This is a genomic window from Terrabacter sp. FW104-15G4B, from assembly GCF_058790095.1.
In genome coordinates, this window is the sequence record NZ_JBYTCI010000004.1 from 1 (window position 1) to 15328 (window position 15328).

14 protein-coding genes are annotated in these 15328 nt (G+C 71.8%); 9 read left to right on the forward strand and 5 right to left on the reverse strand.

The window, feature by feature from the left end; genetic code table 11:
* Positions 1 to 36 precede the first annotated feature (36 nt).
* From AC3WRT_RS04715 to AC3WRT_RS04730, 4 genes are read left to right on the forward strand one after another with little or no spacing between them, the layout of a single operon-like run.
* Positions 37 to 585, forward strand: coding sequence for a (2Fe-2S)-binding protein (locus tag AC3WRT_RS04715; protein WP_492719690.1), 549 nt, complete (start codon positions 37 to 39; stop codon positions 583 to 585).
* Positions 582 to 3023: an aerobic carbon-monoxide dehydrogenase large subunit gene (gene cutA, locus AC3WRT_RS04720; RefSeq protein ID WP_492719692.1), complete on the forward strand. Its 2442-nt coding sequence runs from the start codon at positions 582 to 584 to the stop codon at positions 3021 to 3023. Before AC3WRT_RS04715 ends, cutA begins: the two co-directional genes overlap by 4 nt.
* On the forward strand, positions 3020 to 3676 hold the full coding sequence (locus AC3WRT_RS04725; RefSeq protein ID WP_492719697.1) for an SRPBCC family protein: 657 nt from the start codon (positions 3020 to 3022) through the stop codon (positions 3674 to 3676). The genes cutA and AC3WRT_RS04725 overlap by 4 nt, the downstream gene beginning before the upstream one ends.
* Before the next feature lie 2 nt (positions 3677 to 3678).
* Positions 3679 to 4602 carry a carbon-nitrogen hydrolase family protein gene (locus AC3WRT_RS04730; RefSeq protein ID WP_492719702.1) on the forward strand — a complete coding sequence of 308 codons (924 nt, stop codon included), beginning with the start codon at positions 3679 to 3681 and terminating at the stop codon, positions 4600 to 4602.
* 108 nt (positions 4603 to 4710) lie between these two features.
* On the opposite strand, the gene AC3WRT_RS04735 is transcribed toward AC3WRT_RS04730, so the two are convergent.
* From AC3WRT_RS04735 to AC3WRT_RS04750, 4 genes are all read right to left on the reverse strand, one after another.
* A complete protein-coding gene (locus tag AC3WRT_RS04735) occupies positions 4711 to 5064 on the reverse strand; it encodes a winged helix-turn-helix domain-containing protein (RefSeq protein WP_492719705.1) in 354 nt (117 codons plus the stop codon).
* Positions 5061 to 5834 (reverse strand): hypothetical protein, encoded by a 774-nt coding sequence (locus AC3WRT_RS04740; protein WP_492719708.1) that lies wholly within the window; start codon positions 5832 to 5834, stop codon positions 5061 to 5063. Before AC3WRT_RS04740 ends, AC3WRT_RS04735 begins: the two co-directional genes overlap by 4 nt.
* A 107-nt stretch (positions 5835 to 5941) precedes the next feature.
* Positions 5942 to 6499 (reverse strand): RDD family protein, encoded by a 558-nt coding sequence (locus AC3WRT_RS04745; RefSeq protein WP_492719710.1) that lies wholly within the window; start codon positions 6497 to 6499, stop codon positions 5942 to 5944.
* A gap of 13 nt (positions 6500 to 6512) precedes the next feature.
* The gene (locus tag AC3WRT_RS04750) at positions 6513 to 7493 is read right to left on the reverse strand and encodes a hypothetical protein (protein WP_492719713.1); all 981 of its coding nucleotides are present in this window, start codon (positions 7491 to 7493) and stop codon (positions 6513 to 6515) included.
* A 250-nt stretch (positions 7494 to 7743) separates the two neighbouring features.
* On the opposite strand from AC3WRT_RS04750, the gene AC3WRT_RS04755 reads away from it, so the two are divergent.
* From AC3WRT_RS04755 to AC3WRT_RS04765, 3 genes are read left to right on the forward strand one after another with little or no spacing between them, the layout of a single operon-like run.
* The gene (locus tag AC3WRT_RS04755; protein ID WP_492719715.1) at positions 7744 to 9855 is read left to right on the forward strand and encodes a hydantoinase/oxoprolinase family protein; all 2112 of its coding nucleotides are present in this window, start codon (positions 7744 to 7746) and stop codon (positions 9853 to 9855) included.
* 1 nt (position 9856) lies between these two features.
* The gene (locus AC3WRT_RS04760) at positions 9857 to 11899 is read left to right on the forward strand and encodes a hydantoinase B/oxoprolinase family protein (RefSeq protein WP_492719717.1); all 2043 of its coding nucleotides are present in this window, start codon (positions 9857 to 9859) and stop codon (positions 11897 to 11899) included.
* Entirely contained in the window at positions 11896 to 12741 is an 846-nt protein-coding gene (locus AC3WRT_RS04765; RefSeq protein ID WP_492719719.1) for an SDR family oxidoreductase, read from the forward strand. Before AC3WRT_RS04760 ends, AC3WRT_RS04765 begins: the two co-directional genes overlap by 4 nt.
* A 27-nt stretch (positions 12742 to 12768) precedes the next feature.
* On the opposite strand, the gene AC3WRT_RS04770 is transcribed toward AC3WRT_RS04765, so the two are convergent.
* Positions 12769 to 13014: a hypothetical protein gene (locus AC3WRT_RS04770; protein WP_492719721.1), complete on the reverse strand. Its 246-nt coding sequence runs from the start codon at positions 13012 to 13014 to the stop codon at positions 12769 to 12771.
* A 224-nt stretch (positions 13015 to 13238) separates the two neighbouring features.
* On the opposite strand from AC3WRT_RS04770, the gene AC3WRT_RS04775 reads away from it, so the two are divergent.
* The gene (locus AC3WRT_RS04775) at positions 13239 to 14186 is read left to right on the forward strand and encodes a carbamate kinase (protein WP_492719723.1); all 948 of its coding nucleotides are present in this window, start codon (positions 13239 to 13241) and stop codon (positions 14184 to 14186) included.
* Between the two features lie 5 nt (positions 14187 to 14191).
* Positions 14192 to 15328, forward strand: a complete 1137-nt coding sequence (bar, locus tag AC3WRT_RS04780; RefSeq protein ID WP_492719725.1) for a barbiturase — start codon at positions 14192 to 14194, stop codon at positions 15326 to 15328.

A 15328-nucleotide genomic window follows, 5' to 3' on the forward strand; every position in this document is an offset into this window, starting at 1 on the left:
CCCTCCCCCAGGCCGCCGACCGCGCAGGAGCCACGCATGACTGAGACGACCAGCGAGACCCTCCACGACGTGACGGTCACGGTCAACGGCGTACGCCGGTCGGCCTCCGTCCCGGCTCGCCGGCTGCTCTCGGACTTCCTGCGCCACGACCTCGAGCTCACCGGCACCCACGTCGGCTGCGAGCACGGCGTGTGCGGTGCGTGCACCGTCCTCGTCGACGGCCAGCCGATGCGCTCGTGCCTGATGTTCGCCGTGACCGCCCAGGACCACGCCATCACGACGGTCGAGGGGCTCTGCACCGCGCCGGACGCGCGTGTCGCCCCGACCGGCGAGTCGATGAACCCCGTCCAGCAGGCCTTCGCCGAGTGCCACGGCCTGCAGTGCGGCTTCTGCACCCCCGGCTTCCTGACGACCGTCACGGCCTACCTCGAGGAGAACCCCTCGCCGACGAGCGAGGAGGCGCGAGAAGCGATCTCGGGCAACCTGTGCCGCTGCACCGGCTACCAGAACATCGTCAAGAGCGTCCTGCGCGCCGCGGAGATCAGGGCCGAGCGGGCTGGCTCGACCGGTGGGGAGCAGGCATGACGACGCAGATGTTCGGTGCGCCGATCAAGCGCAAGGAGGACCCCCGCCTCGTCACCGGCGGCGGCCGCTACCTCGACGACCTCGGGCACGACGCCCTCGCTGCGGCGTTCGTCCGCAGCCCGCACGCCCACGCGCGAATCGTCGACATCGACGCTGGCGACGCCATCGACGTCGAGGGCGTCCTCGGCATCTACGTCCACGAGGACCTCCCGGGACGCGTCGGCGAGCCGCTGCCCCTGCTCATCCCGCACCCGACGCTGACCCACGGGCGCACCGGGCATGCCCTGGCCAAGGACGAGGTCAACCACGTCGGCGAACCGGTCGCAATGGTGGTCGCGACCGACCGCTACGTCGCCGAGGACGCCTGCCAGCGCATCCGCGTCACCTACGAGCAGCTGCCCGTCGTCGTCGGCATCGACGCCGCCCGCGCCGGGGAGCTGCTCGTCCACGACGACGTGCCCGGCAACGTGGCCGCCCACATGCTCCAGGAGGTCGGCGACGTCGAGGCGGCGATGGCCGCCGCGCCGCACACCCTGACCCTCGACCTCGACATCGAGCGCAGCGCCTGTACGCCGATGGAGGGCAAGGGCGTCTACGCCCGCTGGGACCGCGACCGCGGCGAGCTGCGGATGTACTCCTCGACGCAGACCTCGACCGGGGTGCGTGCTGCGGTCGCCGCGAAGCTCGACCTGCCACTGGCGAAGGTCGAGTGCATCGCCCCCGACGTGGGCGGCGGCTTCGGCGTCAAGATCGTGCACCCCTGGCCGGAGGAGGTCCTGGTCCCTTGGGCCGCAATGCTGCTCGGCCGCCCGGTCAAGTGGTCCGAGGACCGCCGTGAGCACTTCATCAGCGCCGCGCACGAGCGTGGGCAGCTGCAGAAGGTCACCGTCGGCTTCGACGACGAGGGCCACCTGCTCGCGCTCGACGTGAAGCTCTGGCACGACAACGGCGCCTACACGCCCTACGGGATCATCGTCCCGATCATCACCTCGACGCAGCTGCTCGGGCCCTACAAGCCGGGCGCCTACCGCTGCGAGTTCTGGTCGCTCTACACGAACACCGTTCTCGTGACGCCCTATCGGGGTGCCGGCCGCCCGCAGGGCTGCTTCGCGATGGAGCGCACGATGGACGCCATCGCCGACGAGCTGGGCCTCGACCGCGCGGAGGTGCGTTCGCGCAACTTCATCCTCCCGAGCGAGATGCCGTGGGACCACGGGCTGCTCTTCCAAGACGGCCGCCCCCTGAAGTACGACTCCGGTGACTTCCCGGCGAGCCTGGCCAAGCTCAAGGAGCTCGTCGGCTGGGACGACTTCGCCGCCTACCGCCGCCAGGCGGAGGCCGAGGGACGCAGGGTCGGGCTCGGAATCGGCTGCTACGTCGAGGGGACCGGCGTGGGGCCGTACGAGGGCGGTCACATCCAGATCGAGACGAGCGGCCGCGTCAACGTTTCGACGGGCCTGACGTCCCAGGGCCAGGGGCACGAGACCGTCTTCGCGCAGATCGTCGCCCAGGAGCTCGGCGTGCGCATGGAGGACGTCTTCGTCACCACCGGCGACACCCGCAAGATGGCGTATGCCGTGGGCACCTTCGCGTCGCGCGCCGCGGTCATGAGCGGCAGCGCCATCGCGCTCGCGGCGCGCAACGTCAGGGCCAAGGCGCTGCGCATCGCCGCCGACGCCCTCGAGGTGTCACCCGAGGACCTCGAGATCGTCGAGGGCACCGTGCGGGTCAAGGGCGCCCCGACGACGTCGATGAGCCTCGGCACGGTGTCGGTGCTGTCCAACCCGCTGCGCTACGCCTTCGACGAGGCGGCTCAGGCCGCAACGCAGTTCGCGGGCACCTTCGACCCGGACAAGCCGCCGGTGGCCGACGACGAGGAGCCCGGTCTCGAGGGCAAGGACTTCTACTCCCCCACCCAGGCGACGTTCGCCAACGGCATGCACGCCGCGATCGTCGAGACCGACCCCGTGACCGCCGAGATCAAGATCCTGCGCTACTGCGTCATCCACGACTGCGGCACGATGATCAACCCGATGATCGTCGAGGGCCAGGTCCACGGCGGCGTCGCGCAGGGTGTCGGTGGCGCTCTCTACGAGCGGATGGCCTACGACGAGTCCGGACAGCTGCTCAACGCCTCCTTCATGGACTTCCTCATGCCCTACGCCTCGGAGGTGCCGACCATCGAGGCCGACCACCTCGAGACCCCCTCGCCGCTGAACCCCTTGGGCATCAAAGGCGCCGGCGAGGCCGGGTGCATCCCGGTGTCGGCCGTCATCGCATCGGCCATCGAGGACGCCGAAGGCTTCCCCATCACCCGCATGCCGATCTCGCCCTACGACCTCTGGGAGCTGCGCCGCCGCCACGCCGACGGCGAGATCCCGTCGCTGCACCGCACGTCTGACACGCCTCGCACGTCATCGAAGGAGCCGACCGCATGAAGATCACCGGATCCGCCACTCTCGCGGGCCACCCGCAGCAGGTGTGGGACGCCTTCCACGACCCGGCCGTGCTCGCTCGCTGCCTGCCCGGCTGCGAGAGCCTCACCGAGGTCGGTCCGGACCACTACGCCATGACCGTGACAGCCGGTGTGGCCGCGATCAAGGGCACCTACGACGGCGAGGTGTCGCTGCGCGACCCGCAGCACCCCGACTCCTTCACGATGAAGGCCTCCGGCGCCGGCGCTCCCGGCACCGTCGACGCCGACGTCGTCGTGCGCCTGCAGCCGTCGCCCACCGGCGGCACCGACCTGACCTACGACGCGGACGCCTCCGTCGGCGGCGTCATCGGCGGCGTCGGCCAGCGCATGCTCGCCGGCGTCACGAAGAAGATGGCAGGCCAGTTCTTCTCGGCCGTCGACGCCGAGATCTCCGGTGTCCCTGTCCTCGCCCCGAGCGCTCCCGCGGGAGTCCCGGACACCGCGGCACCCGGCATACCCAGTGGGGCGCCTGCGCCCGGAGCCCCGGTGACGTATGCCGGCCGGCCGGCCGCCGCTCCCTTCGCCGGGCGCGAGTACGCTCTCGGCGTCGTGACGGGCGGAGTGGTCGCCCTGGTCGGCGTCGTCGTCGGCTGGGCGATGGGGCGGAGGGGCTGACCATGCGTGCGTTCACCGCTGCGGCCGTGCAGGTCGCTCCCGTGCCGGCCCCGCTGACCGCGGAGACGATCCGCACCAACCTCGACGTGTGCGCCGAGATGACGCGCCGCTGCGTCGAGGCGACGGGCGCCGAGCTCGTCGTGCTCCCCGAGACGGCGACGACGGGCTTCACTCCCGGCTGCTCGAAGGAGGAGCTCTGGGACCTCGTCACCGAGCTGCCCGGCGCCATGGCGGAGCCGATGCAGGCGGTGGCCCGCGAGCTGGGCGTCCACCTCTGCTTCGGCACCTACGAGCGCGGGCCGGAGCGCGGCGTCGTCTACAACTCGTCGGTGCTCGTCGCGCCCTCGGGTGACGTGCTGGGGGTCTACCGCAAGACGCATCCCTTCTGTTCCGAGATCGTCTCGGGCGGCGGCTGGGTCACGCCCGGCGACACCGTCACCGTCTGCGACACCGAGCTCGGCCGCATCGGCATGATCATCTGCTTCGACGGCGACTACCCCGAGCTCTCCCGCATCCAGGCCGTGCAGGGGGCCGAGGTGATCTGCCGGCCCTCGGCGCTGCTGCGTTCGGCCGACATCTGGGACCTCACGTCGCGGGCGCGCGCCTACGACAACCACGTCTACGTCATCGGCGCCAACGCCGTCGGAAGCGACCCCGCCGGCGTGCTCTACTTCGGCAACTCGCACATCGTGACGCCGATCGGTCACATCGTGGCCAAGGCCGCGACGCACCCCGGCTGGGTCACGGCGCGACTCGACCCGGCCGACGCCCTCTCCTCGCTGACGCCGGGGTCCAACATCGGGCAGGCGTTCGACCACCTGCGCGACCGCAACCTCGACCTCATCCGCAACCACCGGGCCGAGCTCGAGGGCGCCGCCGAGACGCCCTTCCCGCACGCCCCCATCCACCGCGGCGACGCCGGCTGACGCTGGCCCTCCGCCGAGCGACGACCGTTGGTAGACCGGCCACGGCGTTCCCGGCGTGTCGGACGGCGTGTCGTGCCCTTCGGCGCACCAACGGTCGTCCGTGGGCGCTCAGCCGGCTCCGCCGGACTCGAAGCGACGCAGCAGCTCGCGGATCGCCGCCATCTCCTCGTCGAGGGCGCGGCGCCCGGCCCGCGTGATCGTGACCCACGTCCGAGGCCGCTTGCCCGCGTAGCCCTTCTCGACGTGCACGAGACCGCTGCCGGCGAGGACCTCGATGTGCCGCCCGAGGTTGCCGTCGGTGAGCTGGAGCAGCCTCTTGAGGTAGGTGAAGTCGGCCTTCTCGGTCTCGGCCAGCACGGCCAGGATCCCGAGCCGGGCCTTCTGGTGCACGACGTCGTCGAGCCCGCTCGTCGGGTGCGGTGGCACCTCGGGCGACTCCGCAGGACGGTGCGCCGAGCTCACGTCGCGGGGCCGGTGGCCGGGGTCCCTCCGCCACCGCCGTCCCGACGCATGGCCCGCGCGCCGGCGACGACCATGACGACGCCGAGGGCGACCTGCGCGACGATGTCGCCCTTGGCCCCGACGGACAGCATCGCCGCCTCGGGCACGCCCAGCAGGCTCAGCAGGTCGTAGAGGCGGTTGCTGAAGAAGCCGAGCGACGCGAGGACGGTGACGACGCCGAAGGCGAGGACCCACAGCGCGAGTCGCCCGTTGTGACGGCGCCACGCGATGACGAGCAGGGCGAGCGTGATGACCGAGCTCGGGGCGAGGAAGGTCGCCATGGCGAGGAACGGCGCCACCGTCAGGAGGAGCCCGCTGTAGGCCGCGAGCACGTAGACACCGGCCGCAGCGGCGATCCACGCGCCGGCCCCCGTGCCCACACCGCGGCGGCGACTGCGCCAGCCGAACCAGACCCCGATCGCCACGAGCCCGAGCGCGCCGACGGTGCCCCAGTACGAGTCGACGAAGTCCGAGAGTGCCAGCTCACCGTCGGTGGCTGACCGCGACTCACCGGGGCCGAGGTCGTGGAAGGTGACCCACTCCCACACGAGCTGCAGCACTGCGGCCGCGACGGCCAGCGGACCGAGCACGAGGAGCGGGATGGCGACGCCCTGCTGGTCGGCCCGGGCGGTGCGGCGCACCTGCTCGGTGCCCGTGAGCAGGTCGCGCGCCTCGTCGGGGTCGAGACGCGCCGGCCATGCCGTCGGTTCGGGCTGGTTCGTCGCATCCACGGTGCCTCCTCGATGGGAGACCGCTTGGCGTCCCTCGCGGCAAACTCTGCACTGCAGAGTGCTCACGCGTCAAGAGTTCTCGTGGTCGTCCGGGACTGAGCCACCCCTCACCCGTCGTGGGGCAGCACGATCGGCGGCGGGGTCGTCATCGGCTCCCGGCCGCGGCGGGCGCTCGAGGTCCAGTCGTAGACCACCGACGTGCGTAGCAGCACGTCGGGCACGGAGCGGTTCTCGCGGCTGACGACCGCCCAGAACAGCACGATCGGGAAGATGACGCAGAGCGCGGCGCGCACCAGCGCGCGGACGAACCCGACCGCGCCGCCGCCGTCGGCGACGACCCGCAAGCCGAACAGGCGGTTGCCCACGGTGCGGCCCGTCGTGGCCCACGCCACCGTGAGGTATGCCGTGAGCAGGGTCAGCACGAGTCCGAGCAGTCTCAGCCCGCCCGGTTCAGGGAAGCTGAACGACCGCGGGTCGAGCAGGAACGAGGTGCTCGACCACACGGCATACCCGAGGGCGATCCCCAGGAGGGCGACGGCGAGGTCGACCGCGCCGGCGCCGACCCGCGTGACGATGCCGGCCCGATGGCCCTGGATCGAGCGGGCCGGGCCCGGGAGGACGATCCGGGACACGGAGCCCCGGCCGGGTCGAGAGGGAGTCGTCATCGCGGCGAGCCGATCAGCCGGCCGGCCCGGGCACCGGAGAGACGGGGAGCTCGGCAGCGGCCGGGATCTCCGTCGCCGGAAGGGCGGGACCCGGACTGCGGGGCCTGCGACGCAGCATCCGGTCGACGATGTGGGCCACTCGCTCGTCGGCTCCGACGCCCTGCCACCTGACCTCCCGCATGCCCTCGGAGGCCATGGCGCCCGACGAGCTCTGGATGATGCCGGGCAGGTCGATCTCCTCGACGACGTACTCCGCGAGGCCCACGAGGTCCAGGCGCGCCACGACGGCGTCGATGTCCAACCGCTTCGCGATGGCATCGATGTCCACCTTCGCGACGATGGCGTCCAGGTCGAGCCGGTCCAGGATCGCGCCGATGTCGACGCGCGCCACGGCAGCGTCGAGATCCGCCCGGGCGACCGCGGCATCGAGGTCGACCTTCGCGACGATGGCGTCCAGGTCGAGCCGGTCCAGGATCGCGCCGATGTCGACCCGCGCGACAGCAGCGTCGAGATCCGCCCGGGCGACCGCGGCATCGAGGTCCACGCGCGCAACCGCAGCGTCGAGGTCCACGCGTGCGACGGCGCCGTCGAGGTCCACGGCCCGCACGACCGCGTCCAGGTCGACGTGGTCGATCACGATGTCCGTGAGGTCCACCAGGTCGAGGAGCGCCTCGACGACGAGGCCGGCCACTCGCCGGGCCGCCTGGTCGGCTCGCCCGGCGAGCTCGCGGCGCTCGAACCGTCCGCGACGGAGGAGGTCCTGCGACCACTCGGTGCGCCGCACGCGCCCGCTCAGTCCGGTCACGGCCGCCCTCAGCGGGACCGTCACCGCCGCGCTGACGAGGGACGGGGGCCGGAGCCGGTCGACAACCCTCCCGGCGGCACCGACCCCGACGGCGGCAAGACCGAGCACCAGCTCGGCTGCGTTGGTGGGCGTCCACGGGTCGGGCCGCGGGCCTGCACCTGCTGTCCCTGCCGCCGTGGTCTCGTCCATGCCTCGTCCTCACGTCATGGGCACCGTGGCCCGGGCGGGCCACGCCAGTGACTCGTTCCAGCCCCAGCATGCGTTTGCGCGTGGCCGCCTACATCACCCCAGAGGAGTGAGGGCCAGCCGCCCTGCACCCGGCGGCTCCCGCGTCAGCCGCCGACGCCGCATACGACTGGCGAGGGTTGGGCCGGGAGCCGATGGGCCTTGGCACGATGTGCCAACGCCGCGGGGGCGCCCCGCCGGTTGAATCCTTGCCATGACCGTCACGACCTCCACCCCACGGCGTCGCATCCGCATCGGCATCGACACGGGTGGCACCTTCACCGACGTGGTCGCGCTGGACGAGGACTCGGGCGAGCTCGTCACGACCAAGACGCCGTCGACCCCGGCCAACCCGGCCGACGGCTTCCTGGCGGGGGTCCGCAAGGTGCTCGACCTCATGGGCGCCAGCGGCGACGACATCAGCGCCGTCTCGCACGGCACGACCGTCGCGACGAACAAGCTGCTCGAGGGCAAGGTGGAGGCGCTCGGCTTCGTCACGACGGAGGGTTACGAGTTCATCCTCGAGATCGCCCGCCAGGCCGTACCGGATGGCTACGGCAACTCCTACTTCTGGGTCAAACCCCCGCGCATCGTCCCGGCCGACTACGTCAAGACCGTCGGTGGGCGCATCGACTTCGAGGGCAACGAGATCCGCCCGTTCGACGAGGAGCGCGCCGTCGCGGTCGCCCACTGGTTCAAGGAGCGCGGCATCACCACGATCGGCGTCTGCTTCCTGCACTCCTACGCCGACGACAGCCACGAGCTCGCGATGCGTGAGGTCCTCCGCCGCGAGCACCCCGACGCCGTCGTGTCGATCAGCTCGGAGGTGCTGCGCGAGTACCGCGAGTACGAGCGCTCGATGACGACCCTCGTGGACGCCGCCGTCAAGCCCAACGTCTCGCGCTACGTCCGCAACATCCACGAGCGGCTCGACGAGTTCACCGGTGGCGCCCCCATCCCCTTCTACGTGATGAAGAGCAACGGTGGCGTGCTCTCCGCCGACGAGGTCGTGCACCAGCCGATCACGACGGTCCTGTCCGGCCCGGCCGCGGGGGCGCTCGGCGCCGGCCTCATCGCCGGTCGCGCCGGCTTCGACAAGGTCCTCACCTGCGACGGCGGCGGCACCTCGACCGACGTCTCCGTCGTCCTCGGCGGCGAACCGACGCTGACGACGGAGGGCACCGTCGGCGCCTACCCGAGCAAGATCCCGATGATCGACGTCGTCACCGTCGGGGCCGGGGGCGGCTCGATCGCCTGGATCTCACCCGAGGGCTCACTCAAGGTCGGCCCGCAGTCCGCCGGCGCCGACCCGGGTCCCCTCTGCTACGCCAAGGGCGGGACGGAGCCGACGATCACCGACGCCCACCTCGTGCTCGGCCGCATCCCCCCGCACCTGCTCGGCGGCGAGATCCCCCTGGACGTCGACGCAGCGCGCGCCGGGGTCAGTGAGATCGCCGGGAGGCTCGGGCTCGACCTCGAGCACTGCGCGACCGGCATCCTCGAGATCTCCGCGTGGAACCAGGCCAACGCGCTGCGCCAGGTCTCCGTCAAGCGCGGCCTCGACGTGCGCGACTTCATGCTCGCCACCTTCGGCGGCTCCGGCTCCCTGCTCGCCTGCCGGCTCGTCGACGTCCTCGGCCTCGCCGGCGTCGTCGTCCCGCAGAACCCTGGGAACGTCTCGGCCTTCGGCCTGCTCACGGTCGACGTCAAGAACGACTACGTCCAGACCGCCGTCGCCCGGCACCACTCCCTCGACCACGCCGCCGTGCGGAAGACCTTCGACGACCTCACTGCCAGGGCGGCGAGCGCCCTTGACGCCGAGGGGTTCTCGCTCGAGCAGCACCGCTACTCACGCACGGTCGACCTGCGCTACTTCGGCCAGGCCTACGAGGTCCGTGTCCCAGCGCCGGAGGGCGAGGTCGACGAGGCGTATGCCGCTGCAATCGCCTCCCGCTTCCACGACGAGCACCGCGCGCTCTACGGCTACGACTTCCGCCACGACCCCACCCAGCAGGTCGAGTGGGTCAACCTCCGCGTCACCGGCGTGGGACCCATCACCCGGCCGGAGCTGCGGGAGCTCGCCGATGGGTCGGGCGGCGCGGCCGACGTGCGCCATCGCGCCCACCGCAGCGTCCGCCCGGTCTGCTTCGACGCCGACGCCGGCTACGTCGACACCGACGTGTGGTGGCGGGCCGAGCTGCTCGCCGGCGACACCATCAAGGGCCCGGCGGTCATCGAGGAGTTCGGCTCGACGGTGCCCGTCCACCCCGGCTTCACCGTCCGGGTCGACGCCCTCGGCAACCTCGTCATCACCAAGGAGGCCTGAGATGTGCTTCTCCTGCCAGACCGCCGCGACGCGCCTCGCACCCGTCGACGCCGCCACCGGCTCCCGGACCGCCGCGCCTCACGACGGCTCCCTCCCCCGCCACGACGGGAGCCCGGTGAACCCCGCGGGGCTGCCCACGGCATACGAGCACGGCAACCGGCTGACCCCGGAGGGCACGTCGGTCGACCCGATCCTGGTCGAGATCGTCGAGGGGACGCTCGCCAGCGTCGAGCTCGAGGTCGAGACGGCCATCGCCCGCACGTCGCGCTCCCCCATGATCCGCGACGCGCACGACTTCCGAGCCGGCATCCACGACCGCCAGCTGCGCAAGCTGACCGGACGGTCGTACAGCGCGCTGGTGCACCCGATCGCTCGGGACTTCCCGCTCGCCGAGATGAGCGAGGGCGACGTCTTCTTCCACAACGACGTCTACGAGTCCGAGGGCGGCATCGGCCACCTGCCCGACCTCTGCGTCACCGTGCCGGTCTTCACCGGCGGTGAGGTCGTCGCCTTCGTCCAGGCGTTCGGCCACCACGACGACATCGGCGGTGCCGTGCCCGGCTCGATGCCGAGCAACGCGCGGACCGTCTTCGAGGAGGGGCTCTCCGTCCCGCCGATAAAGCTGTGGGACCAAGGAGTTCCCAACCAAGCGGCGCTGCGCATCATGACCCGCAACAGCCGGATGCCCGACAGCCTCGCTGCCGACCTCGACGCCGAGTGCTCGGCCTGCCTCATGGGCGCCCGCCGCCTCGGCGAGCTGTTCGAGCGCTACGGCCGCGACACCATCGAGGCGGCCTTCGACGCCATCCTCGACCGGACGACCGAGACCTACCGACGCGAGATCCTCAGCAAGATCCCCGACGGCACGTACGTGTGGGAGGACTACGCCGAGCACGACGGCGTCGACGAGCCGAAGCTGCACACCCAGCGGATCACCTTGACGAAGCTGTCGACCGGTGGGCCGGGCCCCGGCGACGGCGGCCCCAAGCTGGTCATCGACTTCACCGGTACCGCCCCGCAGGCCAAGGGCCCGATCAACCACTGCGGCGACTACGTCGGCGGCAACTTCCTCAAGAAGTGGCTCGCCCCGATCCTGCGCAACCTCGCCGACACCCCCGAGCGGATGGCCGAGCTCGACGTCAACGAGGGCATCGTGCCGCTCATCGAGATGCGCTTCCCCGAGAAGGGCACGCTGCTGACGCCGATCTACCCGGCGCCGACCAACGCCCGCACCTTCGTCATCCTGCGCCTGCTCGGCGTCCTCGCCGGTGTCGTCGCCAAGGCGGTGGACGGCCGGATGCCCGCCGACCAGGAGACGATCCGCTACACCGGCGTCTACGGCAAGGACCGGGACGGCAACGACTACCTCATGCGCGAGGTGCTCGGCGGCGGCTCCGGCGGTCGCTACTACGCCGACGGCGAGGACACGATCCACGTCGTGCCCGACAGCCGCAACCTGCCGACGGAGTTCACGGAGAGCCGCTTCCCGTTCCTCGTCGAGCGCCTCGGCCTCGCGGTCGACTCCGGCGGCGCCGGACGCCACCGCGGTGGCCTCGGCTACGAGAAGCACATCCGGATGCTCAAGGACGCGCACTTCATGTCCATCGCCGACCGGTCGATCCTGGCCTGCTGGGGCGTCAAGGGCGGCAAGGCGGGGCGTCCCTTCGAGGTGACCGTCGACGTCGGCGGTCCCGAGGAGCGCACCGTCGACGCCCTCGCCGACGCCGAGGTCGTCAAGGCGGGTCAGGTCATCCGCATCCGCACCACCGGAGGCGGCGGCTGGGGCGACCCGCTCGAACGGCCCTACGACGAGGTCGAGCGCGACCTGCGCTGGGGCAAGGTCTCGTTCGAGGGCGCCCGTCGCGACTACGGCGTGGTCGCGGCGGGCGACCTCGACGAGCCGGTCGTCGACACGGCCGCGTCCGATGCCCTGCGCCAGCAGCTCCGCAGCGAGCGCGCCACCGAGCAGCCCTTCTTCGACCGCGGGCCTGGCTACGCGACGCTCGCCGCCGGTCGAACGGCCGCCGATGTCGACTGGGTGTGAGCATCGTGACGACGATCCTCGTCATCGGCGCCGCCGGCAAGACCGGGCGGGCGGTGGCGCGCGCCCTGACAGCCGGGGGCATCGCCGTGCGCGCTGCCGTGCGCTCCACGGCCAGGCACGAGGTGGTCAGTGCCGCTGGGGCACAGTCGATTTCGGAGATTGACCTCGAGACCGGCGCTGGCCTCGCGGAGGCGGTCGAGGACGTCGACGGCCTCTACCACCTCGCCCCGAACCTGCACCCCGACGAGGTCGGGATCGCCGACCGGGTCGCCCGCGCAGCCGCGGCGGCCGGGGTCCCCCGGTTCGCCTTCCACTCGGTGCTGCACCCGCACGAGGCGTCGATGCCGCACCACCTCCGCAAGGCGGAGGCCGAGGAGGTCGTGCGCACCCACCTGCCGGGTGCCACGATCCTGCGGCCCGCGGCATACCACCAGAACCTCGTCGCGGCGGCTCGGTCCGGCCGTCTCGCCGTGCCCTACTCGCTCGACGCGCCCTTCACGAACGTCGACCTCGACGACGTGGCGCTGGTGGCTGCCGTCGTGCTGACGCGCCCGGGCCACGAGGGCCTCACCTACGACCTCGCCGGTCCGGAGGTGCTGTCCGTGCGCGACCAGGCCGGCATCGCCATGGACGTGCTCGGCCGTCCCGTCGAGGCCGTACACGTGGAGCTCGCCGAGTGGGTCGCGGGACCGGGCGCGGCCCTGACGCCACACGCGCGTGCCGACCTCGTGGCGATGTTCGCCGCCTACGACCACGGCGGGCTCGTCGGCGACCCAGGGACGTTGCGCCGCCTGCTGCGACGCGAACCGCGCGGCTGGGCCGGGGTGCTCGCGCGTTCCTGAGCGGACCGGCCGCCGCTGACGCGCGCGTCAGTCGATGTCGCGTTCCTCGATCGTCTGACGCACCGTGCTGGTCGGCGTGGAGGCGCCGCTCGGACGCTCCTCGCGGGTGATGACACGCTTGCGGCGGCTGCCCTTGCTCCCGTGCCAGATCAGCGCGCCCCCGGCGACCATGAAGATCACCCCGACGGTCGGCAGGCTGATGACGGACGTGTTGGCCCGCACCGCGAAGGTCAGGATCGCCCCCACGATCGCGAGCAGAACTCCCACTCCCACGTGCGGCCACCTCTCGAGTCGAACCACGGGCACCGGACAACGCCCCAACGCTATCCCCGTACCCGGCCCGCGGAACGGGGCACCAGCGCACCGCCTCGCTGCTCCGTGGCGGCACCCCACGGCATACATCTGCCAACGTGCGGGGCCGCCTTGGGGCAGGAGGTGACAACGCGCCTGCCTCTCCCCGCTCCCTAGGCTCACGCCATGACGACCGAGGACGCGCCGTGAGGGTGCTCGTGGCGCTGGGCGGCAACGCCATGACCGGTCCCGACGGCGACGCGACACCCCAGGCGCAGACCGAGGCCATCGCAGGCGCGAGCCACCACGTGGCCGACCTCGTCGCAGCCGGCCACGAGGTCGTGCTCACGCACGGCAACGGCCCGCAGGTCGGCAACCTGCTGGTCAAGAACGAGCTCGCCGCTCACGTCGTCCCGCCGGTCCCGCTCGACTGGTGCGGCGCCCAGACCCAGGGCACGATCGGCTTCACGCTGCTCGACACCCTCGAGGCGGCCCTGGCGGCTCGCGGCGTCGCTCGCCCTGTGGCGGCCCTCGTCACCCGCACGCTCGTGCATGCCGAGGACGCCGGGTTCACCCATCCCACCAAGCCGATCGGGCGGTACCTGCCCCGCGAGCAGGCGCAGACCCTCATCGACCACGGCGAGCGCTGGGAGGACCGCGGCGAGAAGGGCTGGCGCCGCGTCGTCGCCTCGCCCGAGCCCGTCGAGGTCCTGGAGACGCCCGCGCTCCACACGCTTCTCGCCGCCGGTTACGTCGTCGTCACGGCCGGCGGTGGAGGCATCCCCGTCGTTCGCGACGACGACGGAACGTTGCGCGGCGTCGAGGCCGTCATCGACAAGGACCTCACCGCGGCGATGCTCGCCCGAGACGTCCACGCCGACGTCCTGCTCATCGCGACCGACGTCGCGCACGCCGTCGCCGGCTGGGGCACGCCCCAGGCGCACGACCTCGGCCGCGTCAGTCTGGCCGAGATGGAGGCGTATGCCGCCCAGGGGCACTTCGCGTCGGGCTCGATGGGCCCGAAGGTCGAGGCCGCCCTCCGCTTCGTCCGGTCGGGCGGTTCGCGCTCGATCATCACGGCACTCGACCAGCTCGCCTCGGCGATCGACGGCCAGGTCGGGACCGTCATCGAAAACCCAGCAACAGAAAGGTGATTCACGTGCCCGAAGCCATTGAGGTGCGCAAGGTGCCCATCCACTCGGTCGCCGACGCGTCGGAGCTGGCCAAGCTCATCGACGACGGCGTCATGGAGGCGAGCCGGGTCATCGCGATCATCGGCAAGACCGAGGGCAACGGCGGAGTCAACGACTACACACGCATCATCGCCGACCGGGCCTTTCGCGAGATCCTCGTCGAGAAGGGCGCCCCCGCCGAGCAGGTCCGACAGGTGCCGATCGTGTGGTCCGGCGGCACCGACGGCGTCATCAGCCCCCACGCCACGATCTTCGCCACGGTCCCGGCCGAGAAGGCCGAGCCGTCCGACGATCTCCGGCTCACCGTCGGCTTCGCCATGAGCGAGCCGATCAAGCCCGAGGAGATCGGCTACGTCGCCATGGTGCAGAAGGTCGCCGACGCGGTGAAGATCGCGATGGAACGAGCCGGCATCACCGACCCCGCGGACGTGCACTACGTGCAGACCAAGACCCCACTGTTGACGATCCACACCATCCGCGATGCGAAGTCCCGCGGCCACGAGGTCTGGACCGAGCACACGCACGAGTCGATGGACCTCTCCAACGGCACCACAGGCCTCGGCATCGCCGTCGCCCTCGGCGAGATCGAGATGCCCACCGACGCCGACATCATGCACAACCGCTCGCTCTTCTCGTCCGTCGCCTCGTGCAGCTCGGGCGTCGAGCTCGACCAGGCGCAGGTCGTCGTCGTCGGCAACGCGCGCGGCGCCGGCGGCCGCTACCGCATCGGCCACTCCGTCATGCAGGACGCCCTCGACGCCGACGGTGTGTGGGCGGCCATCAAGGACGCCGGGCTCGACCTGCCCGAGCGTCCGCACAGCAGCGACATCCAGGGGCGGCTCGTCAACGTCTTCCTCAAGTGCGAGGTCAGCCAGGACGGCACCGTCCACGGCCGCCGCAACGCGATGCTCGACGACTCCGACGTGCACTGGCACCGGCAGATCAAGTCGGCCGTCGGCGGCGTCACGGCGTCCGTCACCGGCGACCCTGCGGTTTTCGTGTCCGTGTCGGCCGCCCACCAGGGTCCCGACGGCGGCGGCCCGGTCGCCGCGATCGTCGACCTCGGCCAGGGCGAGCCGACCGGTTACCGCTGGACCCGCTGA